At 65.8% G+C, this 17,182-nt stretch carries 13 protein-coding genes and 1 tRNA gene; 6 read left to right on the top strand and 8 right to left on the bottom strand.

All coding sequences use genetic code 11. From position 1 onward, the window contains the following. Window positions 1-174 precede the first annotated feature (174 nt). Both PCE31107_RS19495 and PCE31107_RS19490 read left to right on the top strand, forming a co-directional pair. Window positions 175-1,008: an ABC transporter ATP-binding protein gene (locus PCE31107_RS19495; protein WP_130027549.1), complete on the top strand. Its 834-nt coding sequence runs from the start codon at window positions 175-177 to the stop codon at window positions 1,006-1,008. A gap of 83 nt (window positions 1,009-1,091) precedes the next feature. Further along, window positions 1,092-1,961, top strand: coding sequence for an ABC transporter permease (locus PCE31107_RS19490; RefSeq protein WP_017231589.1), 870 nt, complete (start codon window positions 1,092-1,094; stop codon window positions 1,959-1,961). 124 nt (window positions 1,962-2,085) lie between these two features. Here PCE31107_RS19490 and PCE31107_RS19485 read toward each other — a convergent pair whose 3' ends face one another. The 4 genes from PCE31107_RS19485 to PCE31107_RS19470 form a co-directional block, all read right to left on the bottom strand. Continuing rightward, window positions 2,086-2,688 carry a BPSL1445 family SYLF domain-containing lipoprotein gene (locus PCE31107_RS19485; protein ID WP_150610350.1) on the bottom strand — a complete coding sequence of 201 codons (603 nt, stop codon included), beginning with the start codon at window positions 2,686-2,688 and terminating at the stop codon, window positions 2,086-2,088. Window positions 2,689-2,970: 282 nt separating this feature from the next. Next, on the bottom strand, window positions 2,971-3,363 hold the full coding sequence (locus PCE31107_RS19480) for a hypothetical protein (RefSeq protein WP_130027547.1): 393 nt from the start codon (window positions 3,361-3,363) through the stop codon (window positions 2,971-2,973). A gap of 165 nt (window positions 3,364-3,528) precedes the next feature. Beyond that, window positions 3,529-4,326: a response regulator gene (locus PCE31107_RS19475; RefSeq protein WP_240756343.1), complete on the bottom strand. Its 798-nt coding sequence runs from the start codon at window positions 4,324-4,326 to the stop codon at window positions 3,529-3,531. Between the two features lie 101 nt (window positions 4,327-4,427). After that, complete coding sequence (locus PCE31107_RS19470) at window positions 4,428-5,558, bottom strand: ATP-binding protein (RefSeq protein WP_246181890.1); 1,131 nt, start codon at window positions 5,556-5,558, stop codon at window positions 4,428-4,430. Between the two features lie 279 nt (window positions 5,559-5,837). On the opposite strand from PCE31107_RS19470, the gene PCE31107_RS19465 reads away from it, so the two are divergent. Together PCE31107_RS19465 and PCE31107_RS19460 are read left to right on the top strand one after the other, a co-directional pair. Further along, the gene (locus PCE31107_RS19465; protein WP_150610347.1) at window positions 5,838-6,536 is read left to right on the top strand and encodes a flagellar basal body L-ring protein FlgH; all 699 of its coding nucleotides are present in this window, start codon (window positions 5,838-5,840) and stop codon (window positions 6,534-6,536) included. Next, window positions 6,536-7,069, top strand: coding sequence for a hypothetical protein (locus PCE31107_RS19460; RefSeq protein ID WP_150610346.1), 534 nt, complete (start codon window positions 6,536-6,538; stop codon window positions 7,067-7,069). Before PCE31107_RS19465 ends, PCE31107_RS19460 begins: the two co-directional genes overlap by 1 nt. Window positions 7,070-7,111: 42 nt before the next feature. Here PCE31107_RS19460 and PCE31107_RS19455 read toward each other — a convergent pair whose 3' ends face one another. Next, window positions 7,112-10,786, bottom strand: coding sequence for an autotransporter outer membrane beta-barrel domain-containing protein (locus PCE31107_RS19455; RefSeq protein ID WP_246181889.1), 3,675 nt, complete (start codon window positions 10,784-10,786; stop codon window positions 7,112-7,114). Window positions 10,787-11,179: 393 nt separating this feature from the next. Further along, window positions 11,180-11,255: transfer RNA gene (locus tag PCE31107_RS19450), tRNA-Arg, on the bottom strand. Between the two features lie 381 nt (window positions 11,256-11,636). Here PCE31107_RS19450 and PCE31107_RS19445 point away from each other — a divergent pair. Continuing rightward, a complete protein-coding gene (locus PCE31107_RS19445; RefSeq protein ID WP_130027540.1) occupies window positions 11,637-12,530 on the top strand; it encodes a c-type cytochrome in 894 nt (297 codons plus the stop codon). 114 nt (window positions 12,531-12,644) lie between these two features. Here PCE31107_RS19445 and PCE31107_RS19440 read toward each other — a convergent pair whose 3' ends face one another. Further along, window positions 12,645-13,421, bottom strand: coding sequence for a metallophosphoesterase (locus PCE31107_RS19440; protein WP_130027539.1), 777 nt, complete (start codon window positions 13,419-13,421; stop codon window positions 12,645-12,647). A gap of 479 nt (window positions 13,422-13,900) precedes the next feature. Further along, complete coding sequence (locus PCE31107_RS19435) at window positions 13,901-16,006, bottom strand: UvrD-helicase domain-containing protein (RefSeq protein ID WP_017231709.1); 2,106 nt, start codon at window positions 16,004-16,006, stop codon at window positions 13,901-13,903. Window positions 16,007-16,384: 378 nt separating this feature from the next. Between PCE31107_RS19435 and PCE31107_RS23445 the strand changes: the two genes are divergently transcribed. Continuing rightward, on the top strand, window positions 16,385-17,098 hold the full coding sequence (locus tag PCE31107_RS23445) for a hypothetical protein (RefSeq protein ID WP_174966732.1): 714 nt from the start codon (window positions 16,385-16,387) through the stop codon (window positions 17,096-17,098). Window positions 17,099-17,182: the final 84 nt, after the last annotated feature.

The following is a 17,182-nucleotide window of genomic DNA, read 5'->3' as shown; positions in this document are numbered from 1 at the left end:
CGATTCGCGTATCACCCTTTGACCCTTTTGACCCTGTAGTTCAGGCGCGCGCGTCGCTCGACGCGCCGCCACCCGAGCCGCCCGCACCCGACGACCGTCCGGTGTGTGGGCAGACTCACCCCTGAAAAACCGCAACGACACCGTTTGCCCTTCGACGTTACTGAGGAACCGGGCATGACCCAGACCATCACCCCCACTGCGCCGGCGCGCGCTGCGAGCCCTGTCTCGCGCGATACCCCGGCCATCGAATTCGACAACGTGTCGTGCCGCTTCATCTCGGCGGACGGCCACGCCACCATCGCGCTGCGCAACTTCAGCATGTCGGTCGCCCGCGGCGAGTTCGTCGCCATTGTCGGGCCGACCGGCTGCGGCAAGTCGACCACGCTGTCGATGATCACCGGCCTGCTGCGCCCGACCGCCGGCAGCGTGCGCGTGATGGGGCAGCCGGTCAGCGGCATCGACCCGCGCATTGGCTTCGTGTTCCAGAACGACGCGGTGTTCCCGTGGCGCAGCGTGCGAGAGAACGTGGCCGCCGGCCCGCTCTTTCGCGGTCAGTCCAAAGACGCCGCTTACGCACTGGCCGACCAATGGATCAAACGCGTGGGCCTGGACAAGTTCGGTGATCACTACCCGCACCAGCTCTCGGGCGGCATGCGCAAACGCGTGGCGCTGGCACAGACCTTCATCAACAACCCCGAAATCCTGTTGATGGACGAGCCGTTCTCTGCGCTGGACATGCAAACGCGCACGCTCATGCAGGACGAGTTGCTGCAACTGTGGTCGTCGACGTCCGGCTCGGTGGTGTTCGTCACCCACGATCTGGAAGAGGCCATCGCACTGGCCGATCGCGTGTTCGTGCTCACGGCGCGTCCGGCCACGTTGAAGAATGTGTACACGATCGACCTGCCGCGTCCGCGCGTGATGTCCGAAGTGCGCTACGAGCAGCGCTTCATCGACATTTCGCGCGAGATCTGGGCGGATCTGCGTGAAGAAGTGAAGATCGGTTGAAGGCGACGCCCCCCCGAGGGGCATCGACAATGATATTGCGGGCCGCGCATCGACGCGCGTGCCCACGCCGTCTGGAGGAGGGCATGAACATGAGTGAACAGGCCATGGTGGCAGGATTCAGTGACGCCGATCTCGCGCGCGAGGAAGCCAGCGCGCAGCGTCGCATCAAACAACGTCGCGCGCTGGTGATTTTCCTGCGCGTGGCCATTCTGGTGATCGGGTTGGGTGGCTGGGAAGTGGGCGCGCGCGTGGGGTGGATCGACCCGTTCTTCTTCTCGCAACCGACTCAGATCGTTGCGCAGATCTATGAATGGTGTGTGGAAGGCACCTCGCAGGGCCCGCTCTGGACGCAGGTGTTCGTCACGCTCGAAGAGACCGTGCTGGGCTTTCTGATCGGCGGCGTGGCGGGTGTGATCTGCGGCATCGTGCTCGGCCGCAACAAGCTGCTCTCGGATGTCTTCAGTCTCTACATCCAGATCGCCAACTCGATTCCGCGCGTGGTGCTCGGGTCGATCTTCGTGATCTCGCTGGGTCTGGGCATGGCCTCGAAGGTGGCGCTTGCCGTGGTGATGGTGTTCTTCGTCGTGTTCGCCAACGCCTTCCAGGGCGTGCGTGAGGCGGATCGCTACATGATCGCGAATGCGCAGATCCTGGGGGCGTCGCGCCGTCAGGTGACGATGTCGGTGGTGATTCCGTCGGCGTTGTCGTGGATTCTCGCCAGCCTGCACGTCAGCTTCGGCTTTGCCCTGGTGGGTGCGGTGGTCGGTGAGTTCCTCGGCTCGAAGCAGGGCATTGGCCTGCTGATCTCGACCGCGCAGGGCGCGTTCAATGCGAGTGGCGTGTTTGCCGCGATGATCGTGCTTGCCGTGGTGGCGCTGGCGGCGGACTATCTGCTGACGTCGCTCGAGAAACGTTTGCTGAAGTGGCGTCCGGCGGCGTTCAGCACCGAGTAATGCCGACGGTCATCGGCTGCGCATAAAACAACGGCGCCATCCACTGCGGATGGCGCCGTTGTCGTTTGGCGTGGGACGCGAGAGGTCGCCAGATTCCTGAACGCCTCGCCGTGTCCGGGCCTCGTCAGATGTTGAGCTTGCTGACCTTCGTGCCTTCGACGTTCAGGTTGGCCATGAGACCGGCGTTGGTCATCACGATCACTTCGACCGGCGAAGTCGCGGTGTTCAGATCGACCGCGCCGTTCGCGCCGATCTTGACCAGGGCCACGGAGGCGTCGGCCCCCGCCGTCCAGCCATCGGTGCGCTGGAATTTGTCCAGGGCGTCCTGCGTCATGAACAGGAAGATAATGGCCTTCGACTGCGCACCGATCTGCAGACCGAACGACGCCGTCACCGTGTTGTAGTAGCCCTTCGTGGCGCCGCCCACGCGCAGCGCGCCTTCGCCGTATTGGCCGCCCACAACGAAACCGGCTTGCAGCACCGACGGGAACACGAGCATGCCGCGCGACTTGTTCACCAGTTCGCGCGAGCCCGGTACGGACGCATACATCCTGTCGAGCGCGCCATTCACGGACGCATCGATCTCACGGCGCTTGTTCGCGTTGGCGCCGGGTGAGTTGTCGCTCTTGCTGGCCTGCGACGGGGTGGTCGTGGTGCAGCCCGACAGCGCGAATGCAGCGGCGGCAACGGCGACGGAAGTCTTCATCAGGAATTCGCGTTTTTGCATTTTCTCCCTCCAGGTAGCGTGTGCCGCGTGCTGAGCACGGCGGCATGGATCCGGATAAAACGTCGGGCCGATGACGCATTCCACGCGGCACGCGTCGTGTCGGCCATGAAGCGGATGATGAGAACGATAATTCGGCATCCGACGGATGTGTCTGCATGAAATCGTGGCAGACAACCCGTCGGCGTGACGACGATTATGCGGCCTCTGACGTTATTGTCAAGAAAATAGGGCAACAAGTTCCGTTAACTTGCAGACATCTCTCGTCAACGTGTAGGTGTCCACCTACGTGCACTTGCGCTTGTATTCCTCGATGAGGGCTTTGCGCGGGCGGGTGCGTGTAGGAATGTCGACGCGATCGCCGGCGGGTGACTCCACGCGTCGTCCGCGCTGGTAGACCGGCTTGTCCGGCGTGTTGGCGATCTTGTCGGCGAGCGCGCGACACTCGTCGCGCAGTGAGGGTGATCGCGCGCCGGAAGCGCTGGCCTGCGACGCGGCCTGATCGCGCGCGGCTTGCGAGCATTGCTCTGGCGGCAGGGCGCGGCCGACGCTATCGAAACACACGGGCGTCTGCGCCAACGCGCCGCCGCTCACACCGAGCAGCGCGACGACAGTGGAAGCTTGCAGAAAGCGTTTGATCGGCGAGTAAGACCGCGCAAGCCCGGCAATGCCGAGCATCGACGCTGCGACGCCGTTTGGCGTGAATGAAGCGGATGAGGCGGATGAGGCGGATGAGGCGGATGAGGCGAAGGCTGTGCGGGCAGTGGACATCGGGGACAGCGTAGCGGCGCGGCGTGGCATCGTCGATCTCCTCAAGGGAACCGCGCTGCGGCGCGGGTGCGCCTATTCTGGCATCGCCCCGGCGGGATTGTCGATACCCGCGACGCCATGCCGCGCCGCGCCCAAGCCGGGGCGGTCCGTGCGCAATTCGAGCCGATAGCCGACGCCATAAATCGAGCGCACGATTTCCTCGTCGGGCCGGATCGCCTGCAACTTGCGACGCAGGTTCTTGATATGGCTATCGACCGTGCGATCGGCCACCACGCGGTGATCGTCGTACATGCGATCGAGCAGGTGGGCACGAGGAAAGGTCTTGTCGGGATGGCTTGCGAGCGTCGCCAGCAACCGCAACTCCACCGGCGTGAGCGGCAGTTCGTGTCCGTCGAGCCGTGCGTGATGACGCATCGCGTCGATGACGAGCGCGCGCGGCGGTGCCGCATTCGCAAGACTGGCGGTTCCTTGGGGGCCGGAGGGGGTACCGGCGCCTCTCACCCGGCGCAGAATTGCCTTGACGCGCGCCACGACTTCGCGCGGACTGAAGGGCTTGCAGATGTAGTCGTCGGCGCCGAGTTCGAGGCCCAGCAGCCGGTCGGTTTCTGCCGCGCGCGCCGTCAGCATGACGACCGGCACCTCGGAGAATTCGCGCACGGCGCGGCAGACTTCGAGGCCGTCCATGCCCGGGAGCATGAGATCGAGCAGCACCAGGCGCGGTTGTGTCGCGCGTACGGCCGCAACCACGTCGCGGCCGTCCGAGAGAATGCGGCAAGGCATGCCCGCCACCCGCAGGTATTCCGCGAGCAAGGCGGCGAGCTTGGGCTCGTCTTCGACGATCAGAATCGGGGCAGTGTCGGAGAGGGGCATCGCGTCGGTCGGTGAACTTGGGGTGGGAAGCGGCGTCGGGGTCAATGCGTGCGACGCGCCCGGCGACGGGTTCGGCGAGGTCGAAGCCATGGGCGAAGGGTTCACCACGAGCTCGCAAGGGCGGGGTCGTCGAGCCGCGCGGTCCCGGGTCGGCTCGGCCCGCCGGGTGAGCTGCCACATCCGCCGCCGCACGCCCGGCCTGCGGCCGCCGGCGCAGGGCGATGACACGGCAGAGTGATCGTGAGTGCGAGACCGCCCAGCGGGGAGTGTCGCGCGGTGATCTGGCCGCCATGGGCTTCGACGATATGTTTGCACAGCGTCAGCCCCAGTCCGGCGCCACCGCTTCGCCGGCTGCGCGACGCTTCCACGCGGAACAGGCGCTCGAACAGACGCGGCAGCGCGTCGTCCGGCACGCCCGGCGCAGAATCTTCGATCTCCAGACGCAACTGCGTGGCCGTGGCCGACAGGTACACGCGCACGGCGCCGCCGCCGTCGGTGTACCGCAGCGAGTTTTCGAGCAGATTGCCCAGCAGTTGCGTCACGCGGTGGAGATCGCCGTCGATGATGAGCGTGTCATCGGGCAGGTGAACGTTCAGCGCGATGCCCTTGGCGTCGAACCAGTCGCCGAACGCGGCCACGGACGTGGCGACGCGCTCGGTCATGTCGACGGGGGCGAACGTGTAGGTCAGCGCGCCGACGTCCGAGAGCGAGAGTTCGTACAGATCGTCGATCAGTTTGGAGAGCTGCGAGATTTCAACGCGCAGCGAGGCGAGGGCGTCTTGCGTGAGCGGGCGTACGCCGTCTTCCATCGCTTCGATTTCCCCGCGCAGGATTGACAGCGGCGTGCGCAGCTCGTGGGAAATGTCCGCAAGCAGGTCGCGGCGCGAGCGGTCGTTGCGGGCGAGCGTGTCGGCCAGGCGATTCAGATCGACGGCGAGACGGGCGAGCTCGTCGGCACCGGCCGTCGGTGCGCGTACGCTGTAGTCGCCCATCGCCATGCGGTGGGTGGCCTCGAGCAGCGGGGTGACGGGCACGAGCAGACGCCGGGCGAGGTGCAGCGCCACGACACCGAGCAGCGCGACGCCGAGGACCGTCAGATACATCAGGTTGTCGCCGCACAGCCAGCGATGCCCGCCGAGCGCGGCGCGCACGGCGAGTGCCGTGGCCGTCATGGTGATCAGGCCCGTCGCGAAGAGTGCGAGGAAAAGCTTGCGGGTGATGCCGGAGTTCATGCGCTGCGTGGTTGGGCGAACGGTGATGGCGGGAAAGAGCGCCTGACGGGGCGAACCAAGGGGGCTCTGCCGGCGTTGGCGCGCCATTTTCTCAGCATCGGTGTGGCGCGCGGCGGGCCTCCACAAATTTTCCTCTATTTGTGCTTAGTACCTGCACCTGCACTCCTTACTATCCCTCTCGACGCTGGCCGCCGGGTCGGCTGCATCATCGATCAACCGTTAACACTATTCCAAGACGACCGGATCCGGCATCCGGGGTCGGCGCGGGGGCGCCTCACCATGTCGAAGCTGTCGATGCGACCGCGCGCTGCGGCGCGCGGTGTTCTCCGGACGCTTGCGCTGCTGGCCGCCACGGGCGCCATGTTGGGGGCCTGTTCCAGCTCGGCGCCGGCGCCCACGCCGATGGGCATGATGCCCATGCCGCGCGTGGCGAACGTGCAGACGGGCGGATCCATCTACCAGTCGACCACCGCCACGAACTGGTTCGAGACACCGGTCGCGCATCGCATCGGTGATCTGCTGACGATCGCGGTGTCCGAAAACTCGTCGGGTGGAAACAAGTCGCAGAGCGACATCTCGCGCAACGCGAGCGTGACGGCCAAGACCGCCAAGGCCAATGGGGCGGATTCTGTGCTGGAGCGCTGGTTCAACATCGGTCAATCGGCCAGTGCCTTCAAGGGCAACGGCAACAACAGTTCGAGCACCGCGCTGGCCGGCACGATTGCGGTGGCGATCGTGGACGTATTGCCGAACGGCGCTTATGTCGTGGGTGGGGAAAAGCAGGTCCTGCAAGGGCGCAATATGGAGACGTTCCGCTTCACCGGCGTGGTCAACAAGTTCGACATCTCGCCGGGCAATGTGGTCGCGTCGAGCAAGGTGGGGCAGGCGAAGGTGGCGCGGGTGGAGGAGGGGCAGGTTGCCGACGGGAGCAGCGGAGGCTGGCTGCAGGGCATTCTGCTCGGCGTGTCGCCGTTCTGATGAAACGACTGGCGAAAGTGCTGATGCTGGCGGCGGCCGCCAGTGCCACCCTGGGCGGGTGCCTCTTCACGACGCCGGTGCCGGTGCTCGCCGCGCAAGTGGCCTCCAGCATGGTGTCGACGGGCGTGATGTTGTCGGATCAACTGCCGTCCATCGTGCCGCCGACGACGCCCGCCGCGCCGGAGTTGCTCTCGCACAATGTGTGTATCGAGCTGGCGCCGGATGGCATTTCCGATCTGCTGCCGGCGATACAGGGTCGCCTGCGCGCCTATGGCATCGTGAGCACGATCTACAGCCCGGGCACTTGGCCGACGGGCTGCGTGGTGCTCAATTACTCGGTGCGCCGCGCCTGGCGCGATGCTCTGTGGGGCAACACGCCGAGCGAATACCTGGCCTATGCAACGCTGACGCTCAGTCGCAACGGGACAGTGATCAATACGGTGTACTTCGACGGTCGATCGCGCACGGTCGAATCGTGGTCGGCGTCAAACTCGCGCATCGCGCAACTGGTTGACCGGCTGGTGGTGTTTTGAGCGAACAAGGGGCGGCGACAAGCGCCACCCGCGAAAGGGCGTTCAGAACCGGTAACTCACCTTCAGACGCCCGGCCTGCGACGATGCGCGTGCCGTATTGACGAGCGCATCGTAAGCGAGCGAAATATCCAGGTGCTTGGCCAGTGTCACGCCGACGCTGGCGCCGAGCGTCAGGAAGCCGCGCGGCAAATCCGCACCCGGTGCGACGAAGGCCGTCCCGTCCTGCGAGGCCACGGTGATCACGCGGGCGACATCGAGCAGTTCGTGTGCGTACGCCACGCGGAACTGGACGTTCACGGGGCGCGTTGCGTCGCCGAACGCCTTGTCGAGCGTCACACCGACAAACGGTTGCAGGCTGCGCGTGTTATCCGTGCCAATGCGCAGATTCTGCCCGCCCGCACCGCTCTCTTCGAAGCCGTTCGCGTGGAAGTAGGCGTAACGCAGGCCGGCACGAGGCGTGACGACAATGCCCGCGATCGCCATCGGTGCACTCACCTGTGCCGCCGCCGTCAATTCCTGCCCGATATGATCGCCCTCGGCCGTGCCGATGCCCGCGAACGGGCGTTTCTGCGACAGGAAGTGAAGGCCGTAACCGAGAGTGGCGGCAACATCGACCGCGCCCATCTCACGGCTTGCATACGCGGCAAGGCGCAGCGTGTCCCGTGTGCCCGAGCTCGCCGTGCCCTGTTCCGAAAGATCGGCATGGGAATAGCCGCCCGCAAGCCCAAACATGACGCGTTCTTCGTGCCGTTCCGCGCCGGCAAGGAAGCCGTATTGATTCTCCTGGAAGCCAGACTGAGCGCCCGAGCCGTTCACACGGGCATGCAATCCGGTGGCCGTGGCCCAGACGGGCGAGGTGCGCGGCACTGCGTCGCCCGTGGCAAGCCCTGTATCCACGGCGCGTCGCGTGGCTTGATCGAGAAGCGCCGCGGCCGTTGACTGCGCATTCGCCAGCGCCGCCGTGCCCAGCGCGGTGTAGACGCTCGTGTTTTTCGGCGCAATCACGACTGCCCCCCCGTTCCCCGGATCACTGACGGACGGATCGGCCAGTGACAGGATGACATCGTTCGCGCCATAGGCGACCGACGATTGCAGGCTGCCAAGATTGGCGCCTGCCGCCTGTGCGCCGGTGACTGAAGAGAAGCGACCGCTTACGCCATTCGCCGCGGTAACCACCGTATAGCGTGTTGCCTGGTACGTGCCGGGATCGTACGTAATCGCCAGCACCCCGTTCAGCGTCGCGCTTCCCGATACCTTGAGCTGCGACGCCGCCGTCGGACTCACCTCGATCGCCAACGTTGCATTGGACGCCTGTGTGTAGTTTCCACTGATGCGCAACGTGCCGATGGAGCCTCCCGGCGCCACGATGCCGCCGTTGGTCACGCTGCCGATAATCGTGCCGTGCCCGCGCAAGGTCCCTTGTGCACCGACGGCCACGTCGCCGCCCAGTGAGGCGGTGTCGTGGTTCGCATCGCCGACTTCGAGCGTGCCCGCCGCAACGCTCGTCGTCCCCGTGAAGGCCGTGCTCGCGCCATTGAGAACGAGCATGCCGCTGCCGAGCTTGGTGAAGGTCCCGCTGCCGGCAAGGTCGCCGGCATACGTACTGTCGCCTGAGGCGTCGACGCTCAGCGAATTCGCCCCCATGAGCAGATGTGTGCCCGCCACGCCGCTTAACCCGGAGACCGCTTGCGCACCCGCGGCAGACATATCGAACGTCGCGCCGCTGCCCAGCATGGCAAGGCTCGTCACCGAAGACAATTGGCCGGCGCCCGTCAATGCCAGCGTGCCTCCATTGATCGTGGTCGCGCCGGTGTAGACGTTTGTGCCCGAGAGCGTCTGTGTGCCGCCATTCAATGTCAGCCCACCGGAGCCGCCGATGCTGCCGGAGAAGACGCCCGAGGCGCTCGTGAGCGTAAGGGTACGGGCCCCGAGCGCGACCGACCCACTGCCGGCGATGCCCGTCAGCGACGCGCCGTTTGTCGTTGCCGAAATGTCGAGCGCGCCGTTATTGGTCAAGCCACTCGATGCTGCGACACTGCCGCCGCCGCTGAGCTTGAGCGTCGCACCACTGTCGACCACGGTCGCGCCGGTGTAGGTGCTGGTGCCTGTCAGCGTCTGGGTGCCGCCGGCCAGGCGAACGCCGCCCGTGCCGTCGATGACGCCGTCGAACGTGCCGGCCGCGTTGGTGAGCGAAAGTGACTGTGCGCCAAGCCGCACCGTACCCGCGCCTGAAAGCGCCTTGATCGACGTCCCCGACGTGACGGCGGATATATCTAGCACCGAATTGAGCACGACGCCGGACGACGCCGCGATGCTGCCGCTTCCCGCCAGGGCGAGTGTGCCATTGCTGATCGTGGTCGCGCCCGCATAGGTGTTGGCGCCCGAAATCGTCAACGTGTTGCCGCCTACGGCACTGAGCGAGCCAGCCCCGGAAATCACGCCGGACATCGTCAAGCCGGTCGACGCGGTGGAGACGGTCACGCGCGACGCCGCGTCGCTCAGGATGACGTCGTTGTTCAGTGTCAGCCCCGTGTTGCTTGCGGTAATGGTGGCCGTCGCTCCCGCGTCGAAGAGCAGCGTTCCGAGGATCGAGGAGCCTGTCAGCAGATTCAGCGAATTGTCCGTGCCGCCAAACTCGATCGCCGCCGCTCGGGTCCCACCTGCGCCGGTCAGCGCACCCATGATGAGACCTGCGTTCGTGATCGAATCCGTGCCGCGCGTCACCACGCCGACCCCGCCCCCGATGCCCATACCGCCCGAGATCGTTCCGATATTGGTGAGGGAATTGTGGGTTTGGGCAAGATCGACGCCAGTGCCCCCGGCGCCGCCTGCAGCGGACCCCGAGGCGCCCGCGCCCGCGGCGGCGCCTGCGCCGCCCGTGATCGTGCCGGTATTTACGATGGACGCGCTGCCGCCGAGCGAGAGCAGGCCGTCGCCGCCAGCGCCGCCGCCGCCGCTGAACCCACCGGAACCCCCGATGCCGCCGACGCCCCCGGTAATCGTCCCGTTGTTGGTGATCGTTGCTGCGACCCCGGCCGAGGTGAGTCCGCTACCACCTCCGCCACCGCCCCCGCCGTTGCCGCTCACGCCGTTGGTGGCATTTCCCCCGTTGCCCCCGGCCCCGCCCGTGATCGCTGCCGCGCCTGTGACGGTGATGTTGCTGCCAAGGTAATACAGCCCGGTGTTGCCGCCGTTCCCACCGCTTCCGAAGTTGGTTCCGTCCGGTCCCGCGTTGCCGGCGTCGCCCGTCAAAGGTCCGTTGACAGTGATATTGCTGGAGGCGATCACTTGCGCGGGACCGTTGGCTGACGCGCCAGCGATATCTCCGATGGCGCCTGCGCCGCCGGTACCGAGGGCCCCCCAGCTTCCCGGGTCCTGTACGGTCACGGTGCTGGCGTCGATGTGGCTGGAGCCGCCGCCCTGGCCATTTCCGGCGCCGCCCGCGCCGCTTCGACCCGGGAAACCGTCGCCGCCCGGTGCACCGCAGCCGCTGGTGTCGCTGGGGGTGCAGGCCCCAGCCCAGACAGGGGCTGCAGCCCCGGCGAGGGCCAGCGCAATGGCTGTGCTCCCGACCGTTCGAATGAACCCCTTACCCGTCGGTCCTCGGGCTGGACCTCGCGCCGGCACAAAGCCGAAATCGGGAGCCGAAGACGTCACCGACGTCGTAGTGGCGAGCTGCGCCTGACGGGCTACGAGCCCGAGTTTGCCTTGGACCACGAATAATCTCTCGTATCGCGCCGTGCATGGCGACCGGTGACCGAGAAGATACGGTCTTTCCCCCGCACTACGGCAGTCATGGGACGCCAACGCTCAGGGAGACCGCGCATATTTCGATTGATGAGCATCGGTGCGTGCGCTATTTGAATGCGCATAGGACACCGAATGTAATACAAAGTAAGGTAACTCGCTATAAGGGTGACGTTTCCCTGCGACGGTGTTCCGCGGTGAAGTGGGCGGTGGGGCTTCAGGCGGCCAGATTGCGGTTCGCGCCTAGTCGGCCATTCTTGCCCTCTCAGCCGGCGCTTCCAAGGTGTTCAATTCCGGCGGCGCCGCAAATTCCGGATGCCCGCCGAATGCGGAGTGAGAGCGGATGTAAGTGCTTGATTTGTTTGGCGCGCCCGACTGGAATCGAACCAGTGACCCTCGGCTTCGGAGGCCGATACTCTATCCCCTGAGCTACGGGCGCTATGCTGACCACCGGAGAAGAAGGCGCGAACGCGCGACCGGTAGGCAAAGAGGTAGAAGCATAGCGGTTTTGCCGCGCGCCGTCCATGCCCCGTGCATCGTCTCGCCACACAATGCGGCAATTCGTTGCCAAGTGCCGCGTGAGCGCGGATTTACTGTGCATGCAGAGCCCCCACACTTCGCGCACGAAGCACGCGGAACACCGCTTTGGCTTTCGCGTAAGCTAGGGAAAACACGGGACTTTTGCGGCGTCTGCGCACCGCCTTCGCGTGTCATCGGTCAAGGGTTTGTTGCTACAATGGCTCGATATTTTGACCGGATGGCGCCAGCCACCTGGGGTGATGCACTCGGTTTCCACAAAAATACTATTGAGAGATCCCGCATGAGTGAAGCACATAACGAGCATGAGTCTCTGATCAAAACACCCAAGCAGCTCATCGCCGCCGTCGTTGCGGGTTTCCTGGTTCCGATCGTCATCATCGTCCTGCTGGTCAATTACGTCGGCAATAACGCCCTGACCGGCGCGGGCAGTTCCGCCATGACCGAACAGGCTATCGCCGAGCGCATCGCGCCCGTCGCCAAGGTCGATATCAAGGACGCCAACGCACCACGCGTCTATCAGACCGGCGAACAACTCTACAAGGCCGTCTGTGCCGCCTGCCACGCCTCGGGCGCCGCCGGCGCGCCGAAGGTCGGCACGGCCGACTGGGCGCCGCGCATCGCGCAGGGCTACGACGGCATGCTCAAGATCGCTCTCGCCGGCAAAGGCGCCATGCCCGCGCGTGGCGGCACCAGCCCCGACGACGTGACGGACTACGAAATCGGCCGGGCGATCGTCTACATGGCCAACGCCTCCGGCGGCAAGCTGCAGGAACCGGCTGCTCCGGCACAGCCCGCCTCGGGCGCCGCAGCACCCGCCCCGGGATCGGCGGCACCCGCTGCAGCCTCCGGCGCCGACGCCAGCACAGCCGCCGCTGCCGCTGCCGCGATGGCCTCGCTCAAGACCGCAGCCCCCGCCGCCGCCGGCAGTAATCTCGAAGCGGGCAAGAAGCTCTACAACACCGTTTGCATGGCCTGCCACGCGAGCGGCGTGATGAACGCCCCGAAGTTCGGCGACAAGGCCGCATGGGCCCCGCGCATCGCCACCGGCATCGATACGCTGCACAACGCCGCCCTCCATGGCCTGAACGCCATGCCGCCGAAGGGCGGTGCCGCCAACGCGTCCGACGACGACGTCAAGGCCGCCGTCGACTACATGGTGAGCGCGGCCAAGTAAGCCGCCAAGCGCTTAGCCCCGTCCGACGCGAGGCGCTCGCCACCCACAGGAATCCCCGCTTCGGCGGGGATTCCTGTTTCCGAGACCCAGCGTCCACCGGTGAACGACGCCGTATTACACGCGTACCGTCAACGTCGGATCGAACGCCGCGTTCTCGACGCGTCCCTCGAAGCAATAGCCACGCGGATTGCACAGCACGCGGGTCGGGCCGATGCGGTAATCAAACGAATCGTGCGTATGTCCGTGAATCCATAACACCGCCTCCGACGATTCGACGAATGAGGTCAAATCCGAAATAAAGGCCGGATTGACGAGCGACCCTGCGAAACGGGGATGGATGCTCTGCGGCGTTGGCGCATGATGCGTGACCACGATGGTCGGGCCGTCGTGGGGTGCGGCGAGCACGCGCGCAAGCCAGGCGACGTTTTCGCGGCACAGCGCCGCGCAGTCGTCCGGCGAGAAGCACGGCAGTTCCGCCCACGGCACCGCCGGATCGCCTACGCGAATGCGTGTGAAGTCGCGTACGAATTTGCGTGACTCCTCCACGACGTCGTCGTGCTTGCCGTCGGCATCGTACAGCGCGAAGTCCGTCCATAACGTTGTGCCGACAAAGCGCACGCCGCCAATCACCACCGATCGTCGCTCAAGCAGATGCACGTTCGTGCCCGCGCTCAGGTGCCGCAAGTCGGCCAGCGTGCCCGCCAGTGTCGCGCCGTAGAACTCGTGATTTCCGGGAACGTAGATGACGGGGCGCCCCAACGCTTTCGCCCACTCGATGGCTTGCGCCGGTCGGCCGATGTCGCCGGCGAGAATCGTGACGTCGGCGTCCACCTCGGGAATGGCCAACGGCGCCACGGACAAATGCAGGTCGGACAGGATATGCAGTCTCACGCACCAGCTCCACAAAGTCTCGGGATCGGTGCCGCACACGCGCCGCCGCCGTGTGCGCCGAGCGCATCACGTGAGCGCGGGCGGTGTGGGCATTGGGTCGAAATCAAGGCAATTCACGTTTTGTTTCGCCCGTTTTCTACCGACTATCGCCCGCGTCACGCCGATGGTCAAGATGTCTTTGTCATCGGCAGGATGCGCTTCTATAGTGAAACTTCACCTGACGAGTGGAGGCGAGCCTATGCGGAAACTGTTGGTTGCTGTTCTGCTTTGTTTGACCGGTCTGGTCGGGATGGTCGTGGCGTCGAGCCCGGCAGCCGCTTGCGATCAGACGTCTTCGGGTAGTGGCAAATAGCAGCAAGCATTGACTTATCGGTACGCCGTGCCGCCGCCGACAGCCCCGGTACGATGTCGCCGTTCCTCAAGCCAGCCCCCGCTCGCGGGGGCTATTCATAGGTAGGGCGTGGTCGGCGCGTGTCGAGTCAGGCACCCGAGGACGACGGCGTCTTGTTCGCCCCGCCCGCGAGCATGGCCTTGAGGCTGGCGAGCCGGTCCTTCGGCGACATGGGCGCGTCTTCGGGCGGCGGGGGCGGCGCTTCGTCGAGTTGCATCTCGGGCACGAAGCGCGAGACCTCGCACGAATAGGTTTCGCGTGCCCGCTTGCGCTTCTTGCACCACGACAGTTGCAGCGAGCGCTGCGCCCGCGTGATGCCGACATACATCAACCGGCGCTCTTCCTCGATCTTTTCGGCGGTGACTTCTTCGTCCTCGCGAAGGTGCGGCAGGATACCTTCTTCCACGCCGACGAGAAACACGTGGGGATACTCCAGCCCCTTCGAGGCGTGCAGCGTCGACAGGCGCACGGCGTCGGGATCGTCGCCGTCGCGGCCTTCGAGCATCGACATCAGGGCAATGGTCTGTGTGAGTTCCATCAGGCTCTTGCCATCGTCGTCGAGGCCATCGGCCTTGTCGAAGCCGGTGGGCTGCGCCTCGTCGCCACGCGTGCCCTTGCGCTTCATCCATTCGAGGAATTCGAGCACGGTGGTCCAGCGCGATTGCGCCTGGCGCTCGTCGAATGTGTCGTACAGATACGCCTCGTAGTGGATCCCTTCCATCAGATCGTCGATGACTTCATTGGCCGGGTCGCGCGCCGCGCGCGCTGCAATACGCTGGATGAAGTCGCAAAACGCACGCAGCGGTTCGAGCTGGCGCGGCGGCAGCCGCGCCTCGACCGCCCCCATGTAGACGGCCTCGAACAGCGACACCTTGGCCTGTCCCGCGAAGCTGCCGAGCACTTCGAGCGTGGTGCTGCCGACCCCCCGGCGCGGCGTGGTCACGGCGCGAATGAAGGCGGGATCGTCGTCGGGGTTTGCCAACAGCCGCAGGTACGCACACAGGTCCTTGATTTCCGCCTTGTCGAAAAACGACTGGCCGCCGGAGAGCACGTACGGAATGCGTTCGCGCCGCAGCACTTGCTCGAAGATGCGCGCCTGATGGTTGCCGCGATAGAGAATGGCGTAGTCGCGAAACTCGGCGCGCCGCTCGAACTTGTGTGCCGACAAGCGAAAAACGACCGACTCGGCTTCATGCTCTTCGTCGTTCATCGCCGTGACCGTGATCGGATCGCCCAGGCCGTGCTCACTCCACAGCTTCTTCTCGAAGAGTTTCGGATTCTTTGCGATGACGTTGTTCGCCGCCGTCAGAATGCGCGACGTCGAGCGGTAATTCTGTTCCAGCTTGACGACCTTGAGCGTCGGGAAGTCGACCTGCAACTGCTTGAGGTTCTCCAGCGTGGCGCCGCGCCAGCCGTAGATCGCCTGATCGTCGTCGCCCACGGCGGTGAACGCCGCGCGCGGACCCGCGAGCAGCTTGAGCAGCAGGTATTGGCAGGTGTTGGTGTCCTGGTACTCGTCGATGAGCAGATAGCGCAGCTTGTTCTGCCAACGCTCGCGCACTTCCTCGTCGCGTTCGAAGAGTTGGGCGGGTAGCCGGATCAGGTCGTCGAAGTCGACGGCCTGGTAAGCCTGCAACGTGGCCATGTAATTGCGATAGACGAGTGCGGCCTGATGTTCGTCGGCGGTTTCGGCGGCGGCCAGCGCTGTCTCGGGTGTGACCAGTCCGTTCTTCCAGAGCGAGATGGCGGTCTGCACGCCGCGAATCATCGCCTTGTCGGTCGTGCCCAACTGCTCCTGAATCAGCCCGAAGCAGTCGTCGGCGTCGAGAATCGAGAACTGCGGCTTCAACCCGACGTTCGCCGCCTCGCGCCGCAGGATTTGCACGCCCAGCGAGTGGAACGTACAAATGGTGAGCTGGTTGACAGGCACCTTTCGGCCTTCCTTGCCCGGCGTGGTCAGCAGCTTGCCTTCGAGCTGCTTGGCCACGCGCTCGCGCATTTCGGCGGCGGCCTTGTTCGTGAAGGTCACGGCGGCGATGTGCTTCGGCTCGAACCCCTTCGTCTCGATGAGCCACGCGATCTTTTGCGTGATGACGCGCGTCTTGCCGCTGCCCGCCCCGGCCAGCACGAGACATGGGCCGTCGAAATAGCGTGTGGCTTCGTTCTGAGCGGGATTGAGCGGGAAGGAGGACATGGTGTGACGCGAAGGAGATGAAGACGGCGGCCGGCAAGGGTGCGCGCACGGCGAGGGCTGTGACGGCGATGCGTGGCCGCCCGCCGGGGCGATGCATCGGCAAGCGCCGGGCGGTGGGCAAGTCTATCATGCGAGCGCCACGCGGCCGTGCGCGCCCGACAGGCGTTGTGCGAACGCCAACTGTGGGGCGGGCGCGACGCCGAAGGCTGGCGTTGACGCAGACCGGATGCCTATAATGAGCAACGTTGCCATCGTGGTGGGGTCGCCGTGCAATGTCCAACCTGTGGGACGAACAATGCGCCGCGTGCGCGGCACTGTGCGCAGTGTGGCGCAAGACTCGCGGATGCCGAATCTTCCGGCTGGGTCACCGGCGCGCTCGTGTTCGGCACGGCGGTTTTCGCCGCCGTCGCGCTGCTCGGCATCTGGTGGAATCTGCGCGCCCCCTACGTCGACCCGGTGCCCAAGGCATCCGACGCAATGACCGTCGCCCCTTTCAACTCCGGTAACGATGCGCCGCCAGCCGTCGCGTCGGCCGCGTTGGCGGCGGCGGTGGCCAACCCTGCGTCAGGCGAGGCATCTGCCGCGCTGGCCCGGGCGCAGGCGTTGGCGGCGGTCGATGCGGCCGCGTCCGGTGCGGCGGCCGACGTCGCTTCGGCCAGCCAGCCCGCGCCGCTCACCGCCTCGGCGGCCACCGCAGCGTTGACTGCCGCTGTCACGGCGCCCACATCGCCCCCGACCCGCAACAACGCGCCGGACGACATGATGCAACTGCTCAGCCGCCGCGCAGGGGCAGGGGCGGCCGGCAATACGGCGCGTGCGCCGGCCAATGTCGATCTTCCCGCGCATTTCGACAACAACGATATTGGCTCGATCGCCGCCGAAGCCCAGCCGGGCGCGGCACCGGCGGCATCGGTGGCATCACCGGCAGTGGCACCGTCGACGGCCAGTGCCGTGGCCGCAGCACTGGCGCAGTGCGACCGCTATCGCTGGTATGAGGTGATACCGAAGCAGCGCTGCGTGTGGGCCGTGTGTAACGGACGCTGGGGCAAGAATGGTTGTCCGGCGGGCACGAATCCCGGCGAGTCGCGCTGACCGGCGCACGCGCTCGGCGCGATCAAAAAATACGTCTAATTCCCCGTGCGCGACGAAGAACCGGGAAAGCCCGTCCGACGGTGT

Source organism: Pandoraea cepalis, assembly GCF_902459625.1.
Lineage (GTDB): Bacteria > Pseudomonadota > Gammaproteobacteria > Burkholderiales > Burkholderiaceae > Pandoraea > Pandoraea cepalis.
This window is presented reverse-complemented; position numbering and strand designations above follow the sequence as displayed.